The organism is Streptomyces sp. NPDC026246 (assembly GCF_055567995.1).
In genome coordinates, this window is record NZ_JBVHPJ010000025.1 from 1 (window position 1) to 20,741 (window position 20,741).

Annotated in this window: 17 protein-coding genes and 4 pseudogenes; 13 read left to right on the forward strand and 8 right to left on the reverse strand. The window is 67.3% G+C overall.

The annotated features are described in order from the left end of the window. The 4 genes from ACZ4M5_RS34365 to ACZ4M5_RS34380 form a co-directional block, all read left to right on the forward strand. Positions 1-561, forward strand: a 561-nt coding sequence (locus tag ACZ4M5_RS34365) for a phosphopantetheine-binding protein (RefSeq protein WP_467742976.1), incomplete at its 5' end; no start/stop codon positions are given. A 104-nt stretch (positions 562-665) separates the two neighbouring features. Then, a complete protein-coding gene (locus tag ACZ4M5_RS34370; RefSeq protein ID WP_467742978.1) occupies positions 666-881 on the forward strand; it encodes an MbtH family protein in 216 nt (71 codons plus the stop codon). A 185-nt stretch (positions 882-1,066) separates the two neighbouring features. Next, the gene (locus tag ACZ4M5_RS34375) at positions 1,067-2,278 is read left to right on the forward strand and encodes an MFS transporter (RefSeq protein ID WP_467743006.1); all 1,212 of its coding nucleotides are present in this window, start codon (positions 1,067-1,069) and stop codon (positions 2,276-2,278) included. A gap of 359 nt (positions 2,279-2,637) precedes the next feature. Then, entirely contained in the window at positions 2,638-3,618 is a 981-nt protein-coding gene (locus ACZ4M5_RS34380; protein ID WP_467742980.1) for a TauD/TfdA family dioxygenase, read from the forward strand. Between the two features lie 360 nt (positions 3,619-3,978). Here the strand turns inward: ACZ4M5_RS34380 and ACZ4M5_RS34385 are convergent, their stop codons facing one another. Continuing rightward, entirely contained in the window at positions 3,979-6,243 is a 2,265-nt protein-coding gene (locus ACZ4M5_RS34385; protein ID WP_467742982.1) for an AfsR/SARP family transcriptional regulator, read from the reverse strand. 1,272 nt (positions 6,244-7,515) lie between these two features. Here ACZ4M5_RS34385 and ACZ4M5_RS34390 point away from each other — a divergent pair. The 3 genes and pseudogenes from ACZ4M5_RS34390 to ACZ4M5_RS34400 form a co-directional block, all read left to right on the forward strand. Beyond that, entirely contained in the window at positions 7,516-7,875 is a 360-nt protein-coding gene (locus ACZ4M5_RS34390; protein WP_467742984.1) for a hypothetical protein, read from the forward strand. 637 nt (positions 7,876-8,512) lie between these two features. Continuing rightward, positions 8,513-9,382, forward strand: a complete 870-nt coding sequence (locus tag ACZ4M5_RS34395) for an alpha/beta fold hydrolase (RefSeq protein ID WP_467742986.1) — start codon at positions 8,513-8,515, stop codon at positions 9,380-9,382. A gap of 2 nt (positions 9,383-9,384) precedes the next feature. Further along, positions 9,385-9,590 (forward strand): annotated as a pseudogene (locus ACZ4M5_RS34400) (IS5/IS1182 family transposase); the annotation flags it as partial. Between the two features lie 95 nt (positions 9,591-9,685). Here ACZ4M5_RS34400 and ACZ4M5_RS34405 read toward each other — a convergent pair. Together ACZ4M5_RS34405 and ACZ4M5_RS34410 are read right to left on the reverse strand one after the other, a co-directional pair. Further along, positions 9,686-9,929 (reverse strand): annotated as a pseudogene (locus ACZ4M5_RS34405) (alpha/beta hydrolase fold domain-containing protein); the annotation flags it as partial. Between the two features lie 413 nt (positions 9,930-10,342). Beyond that, a complete protein-coding gene (locus ACZ4M5_RS34410; protein ID WP_467742988.1) occupies positions 10,343-10,627 on the reverse strand; it encodes a hypothetical protein in 285 nt (94 codons plus the stop codon). Positions 10,628-11,704: 1,077 nt separating this feature from the next. On the opposite strand from ACZ4M5_RS34410, the gene ACZ4M5_RS34415 reads away from it, so the two are divergent. From ACZ4M5_RS34415 to ACZ4M5_RS34425, 3 genes are all read left to right on the forward strand, one after another. Then, entirely contained in the window at positions 11,705-13,480 is a 1,776-nt protein-coding gene (locus ACZ4M5_RS34415; protein ID WP_467743008.1) for a serine/threonine-protein kinase, read from the forward strand. 642 nt (positions 13,481-14,122) lie between these two features. Continuing rightward, positions 14,123-14,377, forward strand: a complete 255-nt coding sequence (locus ACZ4M5_RS34420; protein ID WP_467742990.1) for a hypothetical protein — start codon at positions 14,123-14,125, stop codon at positions 14,375-14,377. After that, positions 14,374-14,748: a PIN domain-containing protein gene (locus ACZ4M5_RS34425; RefSeq protein ID WP_467742992.1), complete on the forward strand. Its 375-nt coding sequence runs from the start codon at positions 14,374-14,376 to the stop codon at positions 14,746-14,748. The genes ACZ4M5_RS34420 and ACZ4M5_RS34425 overlap by 4 nt, the downstream gene beginning before the upstream one ends. 276 nt (positions 14,749-15,024) lie before the next feature. On the opposite strand, the gene ACZ4M5_RS34430 is transcribed toward ACZ4M5_RS34425, so the two are convergent. The 3 genes from ACZ4M5_RS34430 to ACZ4M5_RS34440 all read right to left on the reverse strand — a co-directional run bounded on the left by ACZ4M5_RS34430 (position 15,025) and on the right by ACZ4M5_RS34440 (position 17,652). Further along, on the reverse strand, positions 15,025-15,633 hold the full coding sequence (locus ACZ4M5_RS34430; RefSeq protein WP_467742994.1) for an HAAS signaling domain-containing protein: 609 nt from the start codon (positions 15,631-15,633) through the stop codon (positions 15,025-15,027). Continuing rightward, entirely contained in the window at positions 15,630-16,025 is a 396-nt protein-coding gene (locus tag ACZ4M5_RS34435) for a PadR family transcriptional regulator (protein ID WP_467742996.1), read from the reverse strand. The genes ACZ4M5_RS34430 and ACZ4M5_RS34435 overlap by 4 nt, the downstream gene beginning before the upstream one ends. A gap of 874 nt (positions 16,026-16,899) precedes the next feature. Next, on the reverse strand, positions 16,900-17,652 hold the full coding sequence (locus ACZ4M5_RS34440; protein WP_467742998.1) for an SDR family NAD(P)-dependent oxidoreductase: 753 nt from the start codon (positions 17,650-17,652) through the stop codon (positions 16,900-16,902). A gap of 589 nt (positions 17,653-18,241) precedes the next feature. On the opposite strand from ACZ4M5_RS34440, the gene ACZ4M5_RS34445 reads away from it, so the two are divergent. Then, positions 18,242-18,682, forward strand: a complete 441-nt coding sequence (locus tag ACZ4M5_RS34445; protein WP_467743000.1) for a hypothetical protein — start codon at positions 18,242-18,244, stop codon at positions 18,680-18,682. A 243-nt stretch (positions 18,683-18,925) separates the two neighbouring features. Here ACZ4M5_RS34445 and ACZ4M5_RS34450 read toward each other — a convergent pair. Continuing rightward, positions 18,926-19,136: pseudogene (locus ACZ4M5_RS34450) on the reverse strand (IS5/IS1182 family transposase); the annotation flags it as partial. A gap of 280 nt (positions 19,137-19,416) precedes the next feature. Further along, positions 19,417-19,869 (reverse strand): annotated as a pseudogene (locus ACZ4M5_RS34455) (hypothetical protein); the annotation flags it as partial. 52 nt (positions 19,870-19,921) lie between these two features. Here ACZ4M5_RS34455 and ACZ4M5_RS34460 point away from each other — a divergent pair. Together ACZ4M5_RS34460 and ACZ4M5_RS34465 are read left to right on the forward strand one after the other, a co-directional pair. After that, a complete protein-coding gene (locus tag ACZ4M5_RS34460; protein WP_467743002.1) occupies positions 19,922-20,161 on the forward strand; it encodes a hypothetical protein in 240 nt (79 codons plus the stop codon). Then, the gene (locus tag ACZ4M5_RS34465; protein WP_467743004.1) at positions 20,161-20,538 is read left to right on the forward strand and encodes a fic family toxin-antitoxin system, toxin component; all 378 of its coding nucleotides are present in this window, start codon (positions 20,161-20,163) and stop codon (positions 20,536-20,538) included. The genes ACZ4M5_RS34460 and ACZ4M5_RS34465 overlap by 1 nt, the downstream gene beginning before the upstream one ends. Positions 20,539-20,741 lie beyond the last annotated feature (203 nt).

A 20,741-nucleotide genomic window follows, 5' to 3' on the forward strand; every position in this document is an offset into this window, starting at 1 on the left:
GAGGACCAGCCCGGCGTGAAGCGGCTGGTCGCCTACATCGTTCCCGCCGCAGAGGCGGACGGCCCAGAGGCCATGGTGCTGCGCGAGTACACCGCCGCCGAACTGCCGGACTACATGGTCCCCGCAGCCTTCGTCACCATGGACACCCTGCCGCTCACCCCCAACGGCAAGCTCGACCGGAAGACGCTGCCGGCCCCCGAGTTCACCTCGACCGCTGCGAGCCGGGCCCCCCGTACCCCGTGGGAACGGCTGCTGGCCGGGCTCTTCGCCGAAGTGCTCGGACTCGAGACCGTGGGCATCGACGACAGCTTCTTCGACCTCGGCGGCGACTCCATCGTCTCCATCCAGCTGGTGTCCCGGGCCCGAACGGCCGGGCTCGTCATCAGCCCACGGGATGTGTTCACCCACAAGACGGTGGCTGAACTGGCCGCCGTCGCCCGTGAACTCGTAGTGCAGACCGACGTCCCTCAGCCGTCCGGCAGACCACTGCTGGCGCTGGACGACGACGAACTCGACGAACTCGAAGCCGACTGGGCCGAGTCGAGGAACGACAGAAACTGACGCGCCTGACCCGGCACTACGACCGGGCCGTGAACCGCCCCGTCCAGGGGCCCTACTGCCAGACAAGCCACCTCACCCGACGAGAGACGAAGGAAGACGTCATCGTGGAAAATCCCTTCGAGAACCAGTCCGGAACATTCCTGGTACTGGTCAACGCGGAAAACCAGCACTCCATCTGGCCGTCCTTCGTGGACGTTCCGGACGGCTGGACCACAGTGCACGGCCCGGCCGACCGTCAGTCCTGCCTGGACCACGTCGAGGCGAACTGGACGGACATGCGACCCAAGAGCCTCATCGACGCGATGGACGCGAAGAACTGACACCGCCACGAGTCCGTGCGGTGCCGTTCGCCGATCAGGGGCGTCGGTGGCTGGGGTGCGGTGACCTGTACCGCAGCCCGGCCACCGGCTCGGACGGCACCCACGGCCTGTCAAGACTGGAGTCCGGTTTGACACCCGCTCGACCGAAGTACGGTGCGGTGCCGCTAGGGGCCCGCTTCTGGCTGGTGTGGACCTCGGTCACCGTGTCCGGTCTCGGTGACGGGATGCGATTTGCCGCACTTCCGCTGCTCGCCGCGCAGGTCACCAGCGATCCGCGGCAGGTTTCCCTGGTCTCCCTGGCCGAGCAACTTCCCTGGCTCCTGGTCGGTCTGTTGTCGGGCACCCTCGCGGACAGGCTCGACCGCCGCAAAGTGCTCTGGGTCACCGACTGCGCCCGCGCCCTGCTCGCCGGCGCCTTCACACTGGTCGTCGCCACCGGACCGTCGTCGATCGCGCTTCTCACCGTCGTGGGCTTCCTCTTCGGCTGCGGACAGGTGGTCTACAACGGCGCCTGGGCCGGTATCGTCCCGGCCCTGGTCGGGCAGGGTGAGCGCACGCGCGCAAACGCGAGGCTCCAGGCGGGGTCGCTGGTGACCGACAGCCTTCTCGGCACACCGCTGGGCGCCGTACTGTTCACCTGGGCGGCCGCGGCACCGTTCGGGGTCAACGCGGCGTCTTTCGCGGTCGCCGCCGTCCTCGTCGCTTTCCTGCCCGGGAGATTTGCGCCGCGTGTCGAGGAGGCCCCAGGCCCCACGGCGTCCCTGCGTCACGACATGACCAGGGGCCTTCGATGGCTGTGGCAGCATCCGTTGCTGCGGAGTCTGTGCCTGGCGTCCGCCCTCTCCGCTCTCGTCACCGTCGGCCTGACCTCTGTCCTGGTGCTCTACGCGCGGGAGGTGCTCGGCCTGGGCAACGTCGGCTACGGGTTGCTCGTGGCCGCCTTCGCCCTCGGCGGCCTGGCGGGGGCGGCGGTCACCCCGCGGCTGGCCGCGCGGATTGGTCCGGGCAGGACGCTCACCCTCGCCATGGCGGGGGCGGCCGCGGCCGCCGCCGGTGCGGGCACGGTCTCCGCGGGTCTGGTGTCCGGCTGCTTCATCGCGAGCTACGGCGCTATGTCCCTCGCGTGGAACGTCACGGCGGTGTCCCTGCGGCAGGATCTGGTGCCCGGCCATCTGCTCGGCCGGGTCAGCATGGCGTACCAAATGGCGAACGCGGCGGCGGGGACTCTCGGCGCGGTGACAGGCGGGCTGCTCGCGCATCTCCTGGGGCTGCGCTGGCCCTTCCTCGCCGGCGGGGCCGTACTGCTGATTGCCGCGCTGGTGAGCGTCCGGGGGCTGGCCGGCGGACAGCCGGCCACCGGCCGGCCGCAGCAGGTAGAGGCCGAGGCCGCCCCATGACACCGGGAGCGCCCCGCACCGAATCCGGCGTGTGTCGCGAAAGACCTGTACCGGCCGCACACGTACCCCGCGCACCACGCGGCCCGCCCACTGGGCCGTGACGCACGCCGCGCGAGGTCGCGCGGCGGTTCCCCCCGGGGGCCTGAAGGCGGTGACGAAGCGATCGCCCCTCCCCCCGTTCACGGCCGCAGGCCGAGAACACAGTCCCCAGCACGATCGGGCTGGACGGCAGCCGCCTACGGGGACACAGCGACAGGGGTCGCGCCGGGCCGGCAACGCGTCCCGGCCCGGAACTCCCTGACCTGTCATGCCCGCAGCCGGCCCAGCCGTGCGCCCCCTTCCCTGACAAAGGCATTCCCATGGCAACAGACGCCGCATTCGTCCGCCGGTTCGATCACCACTCGGCCACCCAGCTCGTCCAGGCTGCCGAGAAGCTTCTCGTCGAGTACGGCTCCGCGAACCACCCCGACCTTTACGCCGCCCTGCCCCAGGCGGCGGCCCGGCTGGAGGAGCCCATCAAGGAGGCGCTCCGCCCCGTCTTCCCGCCCGAGGGCCTGTTTGTACTCCGAGGCCTGGAGATTGACGACAGCGACCTGGGCCCCACGCCGTCGCACTGGTCGAGTGTGGGGGACGGAGGCGCCCTGTGGGACGTGACACTGCTGCTCATCGTAGCCCTGCTGGGGCGCCCCATCGCTTGGGAAGGGCAGCAGAACGGCCGTGTGGTCAACAACATCGTTCCTTCGCCGGGTCATGAGTTCGAACAGACGGGGGCCAGCAGCACCGTTCTGCTCAGCCCTCACACGGAGGACGCCTTCCATCCGGAGCGTGCCCATCTCCTGGTGCTGTGCTGCATGCGCAACCACGACCGGGTGGGCACCACAGCGGCCAGCATCCGCAAAGCTCGACTGTCACCCCAGGACATCGCCCTGCTCAGCCGCCCGACCTTGCCGATACTCCCCGACGACGCGTACGCAAAGCACCCGGACTTCACCGGCGAACCGGTTCCGGTCCGCACGCTGTGGGCATCCCCGGACGGGCTCACCCTGCGATTCGATCCGGCCTACAGTCCGCTGGAGCAGGCCGACGACGACTACCGTGCGGCATATGCCCGGCTGGAAGCCGAATTGGACAGGGTGTCCATGAGCGTGGCGCTGGAACCCGGTGATGTCATGGTCGTGGACAACGACCTCGTCGTTCACGGCCGGGTGCCCTTCCGTCCGCGCTACGACGGTACGGACCGCTGGCTCAAGCGCGCTTTGGTGGACATCCCCGGACGGAATAGCCGCCCCGAGTCCGAGCGGGACGAGCACGGCTACGGGCAGTCCGCGATCAAGTTGTAGGTCACGAAGCGAACCCGCGGCCGGACACGCACACCACCGCGGGACGCGGACGCACTCCGCCGCCCGTCCTCCCGCGCGGCCGTCACGGGGGAAAGGGGGCTCCATGGCTCGCTCGTTCGTCGACCACGCGGTCGGTCTCGGCGCGAGGACCGTGTCGCGGCAGGCGCATGGGTGGCGGACGTGCTGTCCCGTTTCCGCACACGGTCCGGCCACACGCGCTCGGCGTCAGCCAGGATCGTCCAGTGCGTCGAAGGGAACTTGCAGCACGCTCCATACGCTTCGACCGAGCGCGGAGCCTTCGAGCGGGATGGGTGTGCGCCCGCATGGGCCGTTTGGAAGGCGCTGGGAAAGCCTTCCGTGCTAGGTGGCCAGCAGTTGGTGCTGCCGTTCGCCTCGGTACGGACAGTGCTTGATGATCCAGGCGAGCTGCCAGGTCAGTCTGTCGGCTGGGCGGTCGTCGCACTGAGCCAGCAGCGCTAGCAGCGCCTGATGCTCGGACATGAACCACGCTGCGGCCTGCTCGTGGTCCGTCACTTCCTCGGGGGACTGCCGAACGGTGTCACACACGCTGCCAACCGAAGTCCGGGACGCAGACAGCAATCGGGAGGCCGTCAAGCCGGTTTGCACATAGTGCTCGAACATCCGGTGGATCGCTGCCTCGCGCTCTTCCAACGAGTCCTCCTGGGTGCTCAACTCAGTCGCGTACACGCGGAGCAGGTCGTGGTACGAGTAACGCCCGGGTGTCAACTCATTGAGAAGATGTGCCCGTACGAGGTCGGCGAGCAGAAGGCGAGCCTGACGGAAGGGCAGCCCAGCGATCGCGGCTGCTGCCGCCACGCTGATATGAGGTCCAGGATGCAGGGAGAGCAGGCGGAACACTCTCGCCGCCGGTTCGCCGAGCACACTGTATGAGCAGGAGAAGATGGCTTGCACATCGATGCACGCATCGGGATCACTGAATGCGTCGAGACTGCCGCGACCGGCCTGTAGCTCACCGGCGATGACTGACAAAGGGAACGAGGGATGCGTAATCGCGCGCACAGCCACCGTTGCCAGCGCGACGGGAAGCCCGCTGCAATGCCTGATGATCTCGGCGATGGCCTCGGGCTCGGCGGCGGCCCTCTGCTCACCAATGCGACGGTTGAGAAGCGTTGTTGCCTGCGATACAGACAGCACATCCACCCGGATAGGTCGGGCACCGTCGATTGCTATCAGGCTGGAGAGCTGATTCCGGCTGGTGATGACAACTGCTGAACTCGACGTGTTGGGAAGCAAGGGGCGTACTTGCTCCGCGTCGCGGGCGTTGTCGAGGATGATCAGTATACGTCGACCGGCCAGCAGAGAACGATAGAGCGCGGTCCGGCCGTCCAAGTCGGCGGGAAGCAGCGATGAGGCCACTCCAAGAGCCCGGAGGATCGATCCCAAGGCCTCGGTGACAGTCATCGCCGATTCGGAAGGATCGAATCCTCGTAGGTTGAGATATATGTGCCCGTCGGGGAATCTATCTGCTGTCCGGTGTGCCCAGTGCACCGCAAGGGTGGTCTTCCCGACTCCCGCCATGCCGACGATCACGCCGATTGCTCGGGCGTTCGTGTGTTGTTCATTGTCCATCAGCAATGTGTCGATGAGGGAGAGCTCGACCTCACGGCCGACAAAAGTCGGTAGGTCAGCCGGCAGGGAGGATGCCTGAGGCGGTGACGCGGCAGGGGCGGCTTCGGTCGGCGACTCCAGCGCAGCAGGTCTCACTTCCGGATCCGGAAATACGTCTGACACCAGCCAATCAGGGTCACTTCGCAGGACGCGTTCGTGAAGTACTTTCAGCCGTGAACTGGGCTCGATGGCTAATTCGTCCAGGAGGCGAGTCCGCACCTCCCGGTACACCGCGAGCGCCTCTGCCTGCCTCCCGTTTTTCCAGAGAGAGAACATCAGCATCTCTCGGAATCTCTCGTTGAGGGGATATTCTGCTACCAGACTGAAAAGCTCCGCGATTACCTCGCTGTATCGGCCGAGCTCGTACTCAACATTGATACGTTGCTCAATGGCAGAAAGGCGCAGCGCCTCGAGGCGGGCACGCTGAGAACTCGCGTAGACGCCGGGGATTCCAGCAAGCGGTTCTCCGTGCCACAGGTCGAGGGCATATTGGAGATGCGCTACAGCTCCGGTGCGGTCACCTGTCGCGAGGGCTGCCTCGGCCAGGGCCATTCGCTGACGGAAAACGCTGAGATCCAGTTGCTCCGGAAGTATCTGCAATGCGTAGCCGTCGCCCATTGAGACAATCATCGAGACGTCCGCCTGGTCGGCCGGTGCCAGAATCTTTCGCAGGCGGTGTATGTAGGTCCGAATCGTCTGCCTTGCCGAAGGTGGAGGAATGGTCCCCCATACTGCTTGGATCAATTCGTCGACCGAGGCATGACCGCTTTCGCGAAGCAGGAGCGCGACAAGGACTGCCCGTTGCTGCCGGGACCCCAGTCCGATCTCGGTCGACCCACGTCGGGCACGCACTGGCCCGCACACCGTGAACCAGAAATTATCGCTCACGTTGGTGCTATTTCCTTTCAAAATGCAGATGCAGAGGGGGGAGCGTTCAGTGCGGGCAGGCCGGGGGCCCACCCGGAGCGGTGGCATATAGCACTCGATACCGGTGGACGGCCGTGGCTGTGCGCTGGTGAATTCGCAGCGGTCTACCTGGCCGACTCGGTCTCATCCGAAGACGGGCCACTGGGGAGCAGGTGACGGGGTGGCCGCTGGGGTGCTCCGTGTGGAGACTGTCGTCACGGCGTCAACGTCACCTCACCGCTTGGCATCTGCAGGTATCTTCAACTATAAGTTGATTTGTTGTCCTGTCAAGTATGTTGCTCTGAAGGTCAGTTGAACGTTTGACTGACTTCCCTTGGCGGACTGGGCTTTCCCAACCCCCGGGCAGTGAATAAGGCAGACGGGGTGGAGGAGGGTCCCCGGGTCTGAAGAAGTTCCCGGTGGACGGTGCACGATCAAGGAGCACCTGCCCTACGGAGATCCCGGCTACTTGCCCGCCGCTCCGGCTAGATGTGTCCGCCTGGACCTGCGTTGCCTGGTCGTGCACCAGCGGACCCACCGCGTTGCCTGGTCGTGCACCAGCGGACCCACCGCACGAAGCGCGGAGCGCGGAGGTCCAGTGAGCGTTGGCCCGCCATGCTTTGGGCTTGACCATTGGTCGCGAGTACACCCTCGGACGCTGGATGGTGCCGGCGGCCACTGTCACATCCGGCGGCCCTGCCGCAGCCTCGCGGCAGGGCCTCCCCCGGGCCGGCCCTTGAGTGGCCGGCGTCCCGGAGGCCGGCGATGGGTTGGGGATGACCACATCTTGGGGCGATGCAGTCGGTGACTGCTGCGGGCGTACCTCGTGGTCGGCGCAGCCAGGAGGGCGGCACCGAAGGCTGTACGGACTCCAGTCCGGCCGGGGTGCTCTATGTCCCCACCCTCGACGGTGAACGGTGGATGCCGCCCTCGGGCGACCGCGGCAGCGGCGACCGGCTCGGAACCGACGCGACTGCCGCGGCACCGCACGAGTCGCGGGCCCCTCTGGCTGCTTGGGCGATGGGGGACTCGTCGGCTGAGCCGGGCGGACTCCACGTGGCTGCTTCCGCTGCCCGAATCGGGCAAGGCCGCCCGTGAACTCTGCCGTGCGGGAGCGCTCTCTTCCGCCGTAGAGATGAGCAGATTTCGTGTATCGCAACGATACGGCCGGACCTGTCCTAGTCAGGTGTTCTGTCGCATGTTGACTGGCCGTCGACCAGGTGTCTACGCAACGTGTATGGCAACGAGGGTACGCTTCGAATAGCGGGTCGGGCGTCAGGTATTCGACGGCCGGAGATTTCCTGAGGGTAGAGCCCTGAAAACTCTCATGCAGGTTTATTGATGCTGTCGATCGACGGGGTTGCCCCGGGTCGGCTCGGCGCCGCTGAAGCGAGCGATCACCATGCGAAACAGACTACTCCGATGAGGTTCACCGTGAAGCGAATTGCCAAACAACTCGTGTCCGTGGCAAGTCTGGCCCTCGGCGTTGCCCTCCTGACAGCCCCCTCGGCATCGGCGTCTACGACCTCAGTTCAGTGGGGGTACGAGAATGTCCTCATACACCAGTACGACAATGCACTGGATTGTCTCGAAGCCGAAGAATCGTACAACCTCGCGAAGGGTTACCCGGATGAAAAGGGTCAGTATTACTACTGTGCCGGGCCCAACTACCTGAACCTGTGGTTCCGCAAGGCTCTCTAAGCGCGATTTGACCCTTCGAGGCCCGGAGTCCATGCCGCCTTGTGAGTGGCCTGAGTCCGCTACCTTGGCACCCGTGTGACGCCGGTCCTCGAACAACTGGACGGTGGGGGTGGTCAGTGGGACTGCCCCCGCCTGCGACGATGTCTCCCTACCCGTCGCCGTTGACGTCGCCGAGCGTGAACCTGGTCGAGCGGTAGTTCGCCGAACTCCCGCGGAAGGATCCGCCCGGCGCGGTGGCAGAGTGCGAGGGCGAGGGCGAGCCGAGACTTGCACTGGCACGCCGGCAACCCGGAGAGCCAGGACGTCCGCGTTGCGTCCGCCGGGCAGTTGCCCCTTGTCTGCGTGATTGACGGGCTCACCCTGCACCTGTCCGCCCCGAACGTCATGTGGATCGGGTAGCCACCCAGTGACAACGGCCGGGCCCCGGCATTGCGGCGGCACCGTCTACTCAGGCAAGCGGTGTCGACGGGATCCTCAGGGGCATGAGGAGGAAGAACGTGTCGGTTCACCACTCGTCGGCCAAGGGGGCCGGCTTGCGCCGCCTGACAACCCGGTAATCCTCGGATGCGAGTACGAGGTTGTCCTGGGCCGATGGCTGCCGCGGGCGGTGGGTCAACGAGGGCGGGAGGTTCGAGCCTTGTTCGAAGGCTTTGAGACCAGGCGGGTTCAGCTCGATGAAGCGTCGATTTTCGTACGCTTCGGCGGGGAGGGGCCGCCGGTGGTGCTGCTGCACGGCCACCCCCGGACATCTGCGACCTGGCATCGCGTCGCCCCGCTCCTCGTTCGGCGCGGTTTCACCGTGGTCTGTCCCGATCTCCGGGGGTACGGCCGGTCCACCGGTCCGGCGCCTACCGCAGACCACGCGGGGTACTCCAAGCGGGCCGTCGCCGGCGACGTGGTCGAGGTGATGCGCTCCCTCGGCCATGACCGGTTCGCGCTCGCCGGGCACGACCGCGGAGGATATGTCGCGCTGCGTCTCGCACTCGATCATCCCGACGTGATCACGCGGGCTGCGCTGATCGACTGTCTGCCCCTCACCGAGCACTTGTCCCGCATCACGGTCGACTTCGCCACACAGTGGTGGCACTGGTTCTTCTTCGCCCAGCCAGGTATTCCCGAGCGGGTCATCAACGCTGATCCGGACAGTTGGTACCAGGGTGATCCGCAGAGCATGGGGCAGGAGAACCACGACGAGTGGCGCGCGGCCACGAGGAACCCCGACGTGGTGCGGGCGATGCTGGAGGACTACCGGGCCGGCCTCACCATCGACCGACGACACGAGGAGGAGGACCGCGCCGCTGGGACACAGATTCAGAGCCCGGCACTCATCCTGTGGTCGCTCCGGGACGACCTCGAGGACCTGTACGGGGACCCGGTGAAGATCTGGCGACAATGGGCACCGGACGTAAGCGGCCACGGCATCGACTCCGGGCACCACGTGGCCGAAGAGGCTCCAGAAGCGCTCGCTTCCTCCCTTGCGAGCTTTTTCACCGGACGGCCTGCGTAGCCGACAAGCCATACGACGTGCCTCAACTACGACGATGGCTGTGTGCAAACGAATCGGCGGCCGCATCGCCCGCAAGAACCAGCGAATGGCTCGGCCGCCGCAGGTGGGTCATCAGGCGCACCTTGTCCCGGCTGACCGGCTACCGCCGTCTCACCCACCGCTACGAGCGCCACCCCCCCAACCACTTGCCTTTCTCGGACTGGCCGCATTTCATAGGCCCAGGTTTGTCCTGGGCCGAGCTGACCGCCGCTGCAGTCGACCAGCTGCCGGGCGGCAGCACCGTCGATCCTCATGCCCGGCTGCTTTTCGGCTCCACACTCCGGGCCCGTCAAAGTACCGGCGGCTGGACGTGCTGGTGTTGTTCGTGGTCGAGCATGGGGGCAGATCAGCATCTGCGCAGCTGTCTCCGGGGTGCCGCGGTCGCGGGCCGGCAGGGTGACGCCTGCGGCGAGGCCGCCGCCCGCGCGCCGGCGCCCGCGACGACGATCAGGGCCGGGTCGATGCCCAGTTCTTCGCAGTGTCCGGCGACCTGGAGCAGTCCGTGGTAGCGCGTCATAGCCCGTGGCTGAACGCGCTCGGGGACCTCCGCAAGGAGATCCCGAGCTGGTGGTGTCACTTGCACAGGCGCAGCCGACGCAGTATCGCCGTCGGTGACGGTCGGGGCGGAGTCGGCTGAGGTCCTGCCGGGGTGCCGCAGGCGTCGACGCCACAGCACATGTCAGACGGCCCCATCGCCTCCGTGGAGGCGATGGGCATCTGTATGAGCGGCAGCGCAAGGCCCAGTCCTCACGACTATCCGGTTCTTCGAGCACGGCATCGCCTGCCCGAAGAACCGGCGTGTCCTGACCCGCCACCTCGGTCGCCGCGAGCACTTGAGTCACACGCCCACCCGACACGGTGGACGGGTATCCATTGCCGACGGCGCCCAGGACTCTGCAGCGACGGGCGGGTGTTGCCCGTTCAGGTGCCGACGGCGGTGACACCGAACATCAAGGTGCGGCGACTGACGTCGTAGTGCACGGTCGGCGTGCTGCGCAGGAGGTCCTGCAGCACGTCGGCATCGTCGACGTCGACGGTCAGCACCTCCTCCCAGGCACCTTCGTCCAGCACAAGCTGCAGGGTGAGCGTGCCCCGGGTAGCGGGCTCACCGGCAACCCAGCTGAACTGGTAGTGACTGAGCTGGCGCACCTTGATGCTGTCGTCCGTAACGGGTTGCGTCACCTTGGTCGTAGCAGCTCTGGGCATGATGGCTCTCCTGGCATGGGGGTGGGTGCGGGCAGCCGACGGCTGAACGCAGGACACGGGTGTCTCGCCGCGGCTTGCTGAACTCAGACTCAGGGTGACCGGCGGGCACCCGCCAGGCGAGGCGCCCACTTGGCCGAGCCTCGTCCCCCAGATCTGCCTTTGACAGTGCCGGTTGCGTTCTCGAGCCCCTCGTGAACAGGACAGTGCCGCCATCACGGCAGGCCACACGGGTGATCACGGTGTAATGCTGTTCTGGGTCCGTCGTCAGGGCCACGCCGACCGGCACGACGGCATGGCCCGGGTGCGGCCGTTCGTACAGGCCGAGGAGCGACACCACCCGGTGCAACGGACGGGGCAGGCCGGCCATGCGCCGTGCGAGCGTCCGCCGGTCGCTGCTGCACGCCAGTCGGACAGTGCGGGCAGCAGGGCGGCCACCCTGGAGCGGAACACTGCCGACCTCCGCAGCACCCCTGGCGACAGCACCTCACCGCTCAGGGCGCCGTTGGTCGGTGTGGGTCGTCGAGCGACGCCCAGTGGATGAGGATGCAGCCGCTGCTGCGCCCGGACGCCGAGGCAGGTTGGGCGGTGGCGTGATCACCGGCGAGTGATCGAGGCTCGCTTGCAACTGCCGTCCGTCACGCCGGGGACGGCCTGCCCGAGCACTTCGGCTCGTGGAAGCGCGGCGCTCAACCGTCGGCGGAAGTGGGCCGGCATGTCTGACACCCCCTTGGGACGGACCAAGTCAGGTCAAGGGAGCGGGTGAAGGCGGGCCGCAGCGCCCGGCTGGGTGCCCACCGAGCCGTACCGGCGGTCTTCGTCCCGGGACCGCAGCCACCGAGCAAGACCTCGATGGGCTCGCGTCGGCCCCACTGGCGTGCCGACCCCAAGGCACCCATACCCGCGCGCACGGACTGAGCGGGGGTGCGACATCGACGCTGTGGGTGGTGCGGTGGTTTCGTAGCGGAACCGTTGCGTAACACGCCGGGGGTGGCAAGGGGCAGTCGGTACGCTCCCCTTGGCTTCACGGCTCCGGAGTGGGCCGGCATGCTGCAAACCGCAAACAGGGGATGGGTCATCATGAGCAGCACACCTTCTGCCAGCCTTTTCAAGCCACTCCAGGAGGGCGACCCGGCCGATGTGGGTGGCTACCGCCTGACCGCCGTGCTCGGCACGGGAGGCATGGGCAAGGTGTACCTCTCCTACACGCCGGGCGGCCGGCCCATCGCCCTCAAGGTGATCCGGCCCGAATTCAGTGAAGACCCCGAGTTCCGGAGAAGGTTCAAACAAGAGGTCCAAGCGGCACAGCGGGTGCAGGGACTGTACACGGCGCCGGTCATCGACTTCGACACCGACGGCGCTCAACCCTGGCTCGCCACCGCCTACGTGCCGGGCCCTTCCCTCGCGCACGCCGTGGCCCAGCACGGCGCACTGCCGTTGCGCAGTGTGCTGCTGCTGACGGTGGGGGTGGCCGAGGCGCTCAGCGTGATTCACGGTGCGGGGATCGTGCACCGGGATCTGAAGCCCGCCAACGTACTTCTGGCCTCCGACGGTCCTCGCGTGATCGATTTCGGAATCGCCCGCGCGGCCGACACGACTGCGCTGACCGGCACCGGCGTCAGCGTCGGCACCCCGGCCTTCATGGCGCCTGAGCAGGCGTCGGCCGGTACGATCACCCCCGCCACCGATGTCTTCGCTCTGGGGCAGATCGCGGCTTTCGCCGCGATCGGTTCCCCCGCCTACGGCGAAGGCTCCTCGCACGCGGTGCTCTACCGGATCGTGCACGAGGACCCCGACCTGTCCCGGCTGCCGGCCGAGCTGCTGCCGATGGTGACCCGCTGCCTGAGCCGCGACCCCGCCGATCGGCCGAGCCTGACCGAGATCATCCAGGTGTGCCACGAACTGTCGCCCACCGCACTGCATCAGGGCGAGGACTGGTTGCCGCAGACGGTCGCCGACTCGATCACCGAGCGGCTCCGGCTGCCCGAACCGGCCAGAACCCCGCGGCCGATGCCCGCCGTCGCTCCGACGCCGACCCAGATCTCACCATCGGCTCCGCCGCCCGGCACGGTGGACCCGTACGCGCCGACCGGGTTGGCCACGCCGTCCGCGCCGGGAGCTCCGGGGCCGGTGCCGCCCCCCGGGCACCTGAGCTCCCCTGCGCCAGGTCACCACACCCCGATGCCCGGCTACCCGGTGAACCACACGCCGCCGCCCGTCACCCACCAGCCCTCTGATCCGGAGACGCGCCAGAAGCCCAGGCGGACGGGGCTGATCGTGGCCGCGTCGATCGTGGGCACGCTGGTCATCCTGGGAGTCATCGGCTCCCTGCTCTCGGACGGAGACGGCAAGAAGGAGGACAAGGGGGCCGGCGCCCCCGCCACGAGCAGCGGTCCCACGGGGGGTGACGGAAGCGCGGGCGCGGGACAGCAGAGGAAGGACCCGAAGCCCGTGTCCTACAAGGGCATCGATCTGACAGACCGTTACCAGCTCATGCTCGCCGACAACCCGCCACGCCCCGTGGAGAGCGAGGACGCGGCGTACGGCGGCGGTGATCTCTACTTCAAGGTCGTCAACTTCCTGGACGAGTCAACGATCGGCACCGACAACGGCAAACTCGTCCTGCTGAACAACGCACAGAAGGGCTCCTTGGAGACCTGCCGCACGGAGACGCGCTACACCGAGAAGATCGGCCTCGACCAGCTCACCCAGGGGTCGCAGATCTGCGTCCTCAGCGACGCGGGTCATGTGGCGGTGGCCACCTATCGCGGCAAGTCGGGCGAGAGCGACCCTGGCTCATACGTCACCCTCGACCTGCAGATCTGGCGCAACGCGCAGGACGCCGAAGGCAATTGAGTCCGCCGAGCGCCGAATCCGTGGATCCGTCGAGGACCCACCCGCTGTTCAGCCGGGGGAGACCGAACAGCGGGTGGGGGAGCGACTGTCCTGTCGTCGCACGAGGGGTGCGAACAGCCGTTCCACGTCTGACCTCGCTCGTGAGCGAATGACAGCCGTCCCGGTCAAGGGGTCACGCGGCAGGCCCCCGCCCACAAGCAGCGTTCGCTTGACACAGCAAGTATATGTGGGTGTCGAGCGGACGTCAAAGCGGAACGCCGCCCTTACTGATCACGCGCCTCGGGCCTACGAGTCGCCGGAGCCATCGCTGCGGTACAGGGCCGAGTAGGAGTGCGGCAGCCTGGGACACAACGGACTGGACGGCCCTACAAAAGCCGCGACCGCAGGTCGCCGTCCCGTCTGATCCGGGTATTCGGCTCCCGTGGGGAACCGGCATCCCTCAAGGACCGGTCGCCGGTCGCCTCATCCGCTGTGAGTGATCGGTTTACGCCGTGCCGGCCGGTCTTCCGTGACCGCGGAATGTCGAGGCAGGTAGGGCCCATTCTGGCTGGCTTGATCCTTGACCCGAGCGGGAGGCCGAGTCTGCTCTCGGCATCCTGAAGAAGGGTTGCCGCTAGTTCTACCGGCGGTAGAATCCTCGGTATGGGCAAGCCGACGAGTATCAAGACCAGCGAGGATGTGCGCGACCGGCTGCGCGTCCTGGCCGAAGAGCGCGGTACCACGATCACCGAGCTCCTGGCAGAGCTGGCCTCCAGGGAGCTGACGGAAGCGGAACGGGAGCAGCGTGCCGGCGAGGCGGCCCGTGAGCTGGGTATCGAGTACACCGAGCAGGTCCGGCGGGCTGGTCAAGACGCCTGGGCCAAGGTCCGGGCGCACCAGGGCGGCGCCGCCGCGTGAATCTGACGGCCGTACTCGACCACACCGCTCTGGCCGCTCTGTACAGGGCGGATTCGTTCTTCACCGGTCTCTACATCGAGGCCTCGCGCGGCACGGGGCGGGTCCTCATCCCTTCGCTGGCCGTCGTCGCCGCCGATCGAGAGGCCCCGGGCGCGGGGAAGCACGCGGCATCCCTGCGGTTCGCGGAGAGCGTCGCGTTCACCGCTGAGCATGCCAAGGACTCCCTGAACTGGGGAGACGTGGAATGGCCGGTGGCCCACGCGGCGGCGGTCGCATGGCAGGCGGCGAGAGCGGGGGAGCCGCTGATTGTTCTGTCGCTGCGCCCTCAGCTCTATGCGGCTACCGGGATCACCCCGCTTGATCCCACCTGATCGACTGCCCGGAACCGGCGCCGGTTCCGGGCTGCCCGCCACCCTTTGCTGCGTCGGCGAGACTCTCATCGAATCGGGTTCCCGAGACGGATCAGGAACGGCAACCGGCTGGGTAGACAGCGCCGGCGCCGACCGGTGGCGCCAGGAACCGTTTGGATCCCGCCGCGTCGCCGCACCATCAGGCGACAGCAGATGCGATGAATGCCGCACGTACCGGCCTTTCAGGTCGGTACGCAACCGGCGTCAGCCCGTACGGCCTCCTCACACATGCAGCCGTCAACGCTGCTTCACGTGTGAGGCGGTCCCCGCGAACCAGGCCCGGGTGCTGCGTGCTCCGAGAAGGGCCAGCACGGTCACGGACAGGAGCGAGCCGATCACGGATCCTGACGCTCCTTGCGACACGTTGACGGCTTGGATGATGAAGTAGAGCACGGTGCTCACGATCAAGGTGATGCGCAGGACGCTGCGCCCGGGTTTGAGGTAGAAGACGTGGGCGGCGCTGACCAGGGCGGGCAGAAGCGTCAGGATCCGGTACCAGAGGGGGCCCGGGTAGTAGCCGAGCGCGAGACCCGTCACGGCTATGAGGACGATGACGCATTGGACGCAGAGCAGGCTGCGCAGCGCCGTGACCGTGCCTGGACGCTTGGTGTGTGGCGGTTGCGGGGCGGTGGGGCTGGATTCCAGTGCGGTGGCCGCGATGGTCCGCGGATCGCCGAGTTCGGCCAGAATTGCGTGCTCCTGCCCCGGGCGTTCGAAGAGGGCGACCTCGATGTGCTCGGCGAGGTCGGCCAGCAGTTCCTGCCGCCGCTCGGCCGGGAGTGCCGATGCCTCACGCTCGACTGCGGTGAGGAAGGACTGTACGGCCTGGGAGGTTTTGAGACTCATGGTGAATGGCGTTCCCGTTCGATCGGGGGCGGCGGTGGCGGAGTGAGGAAGCCGTCGACTGCGTCGCGGAAAGCCGGCCAGATCCGGGCGAAGTCAGCGAGGGCGGCCAGCCCGGTGTCGGTCAGCTGGTAATAACGGCGGGGCGGGCCGGAGGTCGATTCCCTCCACGTGGTGGTGACGAGATCGGCGCGTCGAAGCCGGGACAGCAGAGGGTAGACGGTTCCCTGGCTGGCGGCGAGGGTGCCGCTGGCTTCCAAGGACTGCACCAATTCGACGCCGTAGCGGGGTTCGTCACGCATGAGCGCCAGCACGCAGTACTCCAACACGCCCTTGCGGAGCTGGCTTTCGACCCTGCTGGGGCCGTGGTGGTCACTGGCATTACCCCGTTCCATGTACTGCATGATAGCGGGACGGTATCTTGTTCTGCAAGGTACCTGGTGCCTCCCCGTTCCTGTCGGCGCCGCCTTCTCTCTGGGACGACGGCTGCCCGCAGCGCAGATGTCAACTGGCCAAGGCTTCCCCAGCGCGGCTGACCGATTGCTTCAGAATGAGCTCGCCTGCATGAGGTCGCTGCCGTCGGCAGCCACCCACAGGTGCCGGCTCCCGCCTGCGGCCCACCAGCCAGGGCCGAAGTTCCGGCGCAGACACAGCTTCCGCCCCTGGACGACTCGCGGGGGCGGCTCGTCGGCATGACCGTGCCCGACGAGGGAAAGGTCATGGCTCGGCTGCGGTCTGATCAGCACGGATTCCGATGGTGCCCTCCCGGTCGGCGTGCCGCCGCTCGGAACGGAAGCGGTGGTCTTCCATCTGCGCTCGTCGACGGGCTGAGGTGCGACCCTGCGCATGAGCGGGGAGCGGGTGACCCGCGGAAACGGCACGAGACAGTGAGGGCCCGGCTTGAGGCCGGGCCCTCACCGAACGGACCTGCGTGTCGTTCGTCCACTGGGGCAACCCCGAGGCGACGGCTCCCCGTCCCACTGCACCATCCGCGTCAACGGGGCCCGCGACCGGCTCCGCGTGGTTCGCCAGCCGCCGCCCAGGGTGTCGTTCCATGAGTAGCAACCGCCCGAACGGCCCCTCCAGCGGCTTGAGCCGGGCGGGCTGAATGTTTCTCCGGTTCCGCTGAGGAGCCGTGTATGCGGGCGGACCGCGACGCTGCGAGGAGTCGACTGTCCTTGCGTGCTCGCCAGGACCGGGAGACAGCTCACTGATCCTTGAGGAAGGTCCGGAGGTCGGCTGGCGCTGGCGCGTCGAGCCGGCCTGTCCTCAGATCGCGAGGGCTCCGCCGTCCACGGGCAGGAGTACACCGTGGATGTGTGACGCGTCTTCGCTGGCGAGGAAGATCACGGCCGCGGCGGTGTCCTGAACGTTGCCCGTGCGCTTGTCCGGGTTGCTGTCGGCGAGCTTCTCCAGCAGGGGGCGGAGTTCATCGTTCGACTCCGTGAGGGTGGGGCCGGGGGCGACGGTGTTCACCCGCACACCGTCGGCGGCCAGCTCCGCGGCCCATGACCTCGTCAGCGAGTGCAGGCCGGCCTTGCTGGCGCCGTACAGCGAGGTGAACTTGATTCCCTCCACGCCGCCGATCGAGCCCATGTTGATCACCGAGCCGCCGCCATGCTCCACCATGCCGGGCACCAGGGCTGCCGTCAGGAGGTACGGGGCCTTGATGTTGACCTCCAGCACCTGGTCGATCTGCTCCTCGGTCGACTCGGTCATGGGGTGGGGCGGCACGAGGTAGGCCGCATTGTTGACCAGGACGTCGATCGGTTGACCCGCCAGGGCCGTCGCCTCCTGTGCGAGGCGGCGGATCTCGGAGCCACCCGCAGAGAGGTCTGCCTCGACGAAGTGGGCGACGCCGCCCTCCGAGACGATACCGTCGACGACCCGTACGCCGTTCTCCGCGTCGAGTCCGGTCACGATGACGATGGCCCCCTCGTGGGCCATCGCCTCCGCGACACCGCGCCCGATTCCGCTCGTCGAGCCTGTGACCAGGGCAGCCCGCCCCTCGAGACGATTCATGTCAGTACCTCCGGTTGATGCGGTGTATCGGTGGACTCTCGTTGAAAACATCCAAGCTGCTTGCTTGCCAAAGCAAGTATATCAACTGCTTGCTCAAGCAAGTAGTGCTCTGAATCACGTCGGTCCAGCTGCTCAGCAGGATCTGTTCGTGATATGTGCACAGGCCAAGCCGGTCACGACGAGCCTGTGAGCTTGCCGAGCTTTGATCCACCGGATCATCGATTGTCACAAGCCTCTGTGATGCGCTGCTTGAACCAAGCTGCTTGGGCCTTGACGCTCTTATGCAGCCGGCCGCGGGCGGATGCCACTGACTGATCGTTTCAGCATGAGTTTGGCTCAGGCGCTTGGCAGTTGGGCTGATGGGCGGGACGGTTCTGCAGGTGCCTGATGATCTTGTGCCTGATGATCTGTGGGAACGTGATGGCGGTAGGGCCGACAGTCGAGTCATGCTTGATCCCCAGCGCCGGAGCGCGGGGTCCGGCATGGCTCTTGGGGGTCTGCGGTGATAGTCAGTGAGCTTGTGCGCGCAGAACTGCGACGGGTCGACTGGGCTTCGTTGGAGTGCGGCTGCGGCCATACTGCGGAGCATGTGCCTCTTCTGATCGAGACGATCATCACCGCTGAGACGTCCCGGGACATGATCGGATACACCCTCGATGGTCACGTTGAGGAAAGCACGATCATCTTCGAGTGCACTCCGCCGGCGGTCGGCGTGATCATGGCCGCGCTGGCGGGCGACCTCTCGACACTGGCCCGAGACACGCTGCTGCAGACGTTGTCATTCGTAGCCGCAGGCTCCGGCGACTATGAGCTGGATACAGAAGGTGCGGGTCTGGGCGACGGATGCCGGACCCGCGCTCAGGAGGGGTTCTGGGGGCTTGTCCAGCTCGGGCTCACGGGTACTGCGGAAGTCGCCGAAACGGTCGCCGACATCTGTGAGTACTTCGAGCTGGGCGGTGACAAAGCCGCTTTCTACCAGGCCGAGCTTCGCGAACGTATGCGCGCGAAGCCCAAGCGCGGGCGACGTTGATGAGCACGGACGTTCCTGCGCTTGTAGATCGTCGGCAGGCCGACCACCCCTGCTGCCTCTGCGTTGCCGGTTGGCCCGCTGGCCCTTCGGCTCGGGGATCGTGTGCTTGATCTAGCGTCGTCGCAGGTAGCAGCGGTTGCGACGGGAGGAGTAGGCCTTGTTGCCGCCGAGGTGATCAGGTCGAGTCCGGGGGCGCCCGCCGTTCAAGCGGGCGACGCGGACTCGTTCCCTGACCAGGATGAGCTGCGGGGCATCTCCCCATTGCCCCGGGGTGGTCAGCAAGGCGAGTGGGCGGCATCCGCCCTCAACGGCGAGGTGGATTTTGCAGGTCAGGCCGCCCCGTGAGCGTCCCAGGCCCTCGTCGGCGCGCTGCTGCCGGGGCGGGCGACTTTCCGGCAACCGCGGGGGGCTTCTTGCGCGCGCCTGCAGCGTGTTGATGGGCCTGGCAGGAGGTGGAGTCCACACTCACCATCGACCAGTCGATGCGGCCTACCGAGTCAGCGTCGGCCAGGACAGCCCCGATCCTGTCCCACGCGCCATCCGTTGACCAGCATCAAGCCTGGCCGCTTGGCTGGTGAAGCGACCCGGGATCGAGGTCGTCTGCCGGGACCGTGCGCCGTTCTTCGCAGAAGGCGCCAGTGCTGGGGCACCTCAGGCGACGTGAGGCCAGGCGAGGCGAGTTCCGGATTCCTTGCGACGCCCGGCCTGCGGTGGACGGTCTTCTAGGCGGTCGCTCAGAGCGTGAGCACCCGTCGCGTGGAGAAGTTGGTGTGCAGGCCTTCCCCGTCGGGTCCGTGCGCGAACTGGGCTGTGTCGGGGTTGCGGTTGGCGGTCGCCAGGGGGAGCCAGGACAGCAGGTGGCCGTAGGCGCCGCACACCGACTCGCCCCAGCCGCCGCCGTGTAGCGCGGTGACATCACTGGTCAGCTCGCCGCGGTAGGTGTCGTAGGCGATGTGCAGGCCGAAGGCGTTCAGTTCGTTGTGCGGGCCGGTGTCGTCGCCGTCGGGGATGCGGGCGAGGGGGCAATTGTCGCCCCACCGGAACAGGGTGTCCGACCCGGCGCCGCAGGCGTGCTCCTACTCGTCGGGGCTTGGCATCCGCAGGCCACGGGCGGAGAGGGCTGCCGGTATCTCGGCTAGGGGTTCGGTCAGGGTCTCGTTCTCCACGGCCATCAGGACGGTCTCCAGGTGGAGCCGCAGGCGGGCGCACTGTTTCGGTAACAACTGTTACCATATCTGGATGGCGAAGACGCAGCTGGGCGCGCGCGTGGATGAGGACGTTGCGGAACTCGCGAAGAAGCGCGCCGCCGACTTGGGGCTGAGTATCGGGGACTACCTGGCCAGGCTGGTGCAGGACGATGCCAGCGGGCTTCGTGCCCGGGCGGTGGACGCGGCCGCTCGTTTCCTGGCCGAGCACCAGGCGGTTTTCGACGAGGCCGAACAAGCTGAGCAGGGATCCACGGGAGCGCGCGCGGCCTGATGGATCTGCACATCGACGTTCCCTGGATCCTGCAGGTCGCTGAGGCTGCCGGGGCGCATGATCCGGCCCCCGACGACTACGGCGTCCCCATTGCTGCGGTCGCCCGTCACCGCGCCGAGTTGTTCGAGCAGCCTGTCTACGGCGGCCCCTACGCCAAAGCCGCCGCTCTTGTGCACACCCTGGGCCGGTGCCGCTGGCTGGAACGCTCCAACATGGCCGTCGCCGCCGCGTCCGGCGTCATGTACCTCGAAGCCGCCGGGATCTCCGTCAAGCCCGGCCGTGAGGACGCCATCGCCCTGAAGGACCTGCTCCTCGACCCCGCCTGCACCGCGGGGAAGATCGCCGCTCTGCTGCGCACCTGGGCCACCACCACCTGACGCCGGCACGGTGAGGACAGCGACCATGAGCGACTGACTGGCCGGCTACCTGGACTGGAACGTCGACCACCCCGAACTCGAGGTGGACACCGACGACGAACCCGCCGGCCCTAGGTCGTGTCCGTAAAGTCGATGGCTCGTTGCTCCGTTCGTGGTGCGTCGACATGAACTGACGGATGAGTCGTGGGCGTTGATCGCTCCGT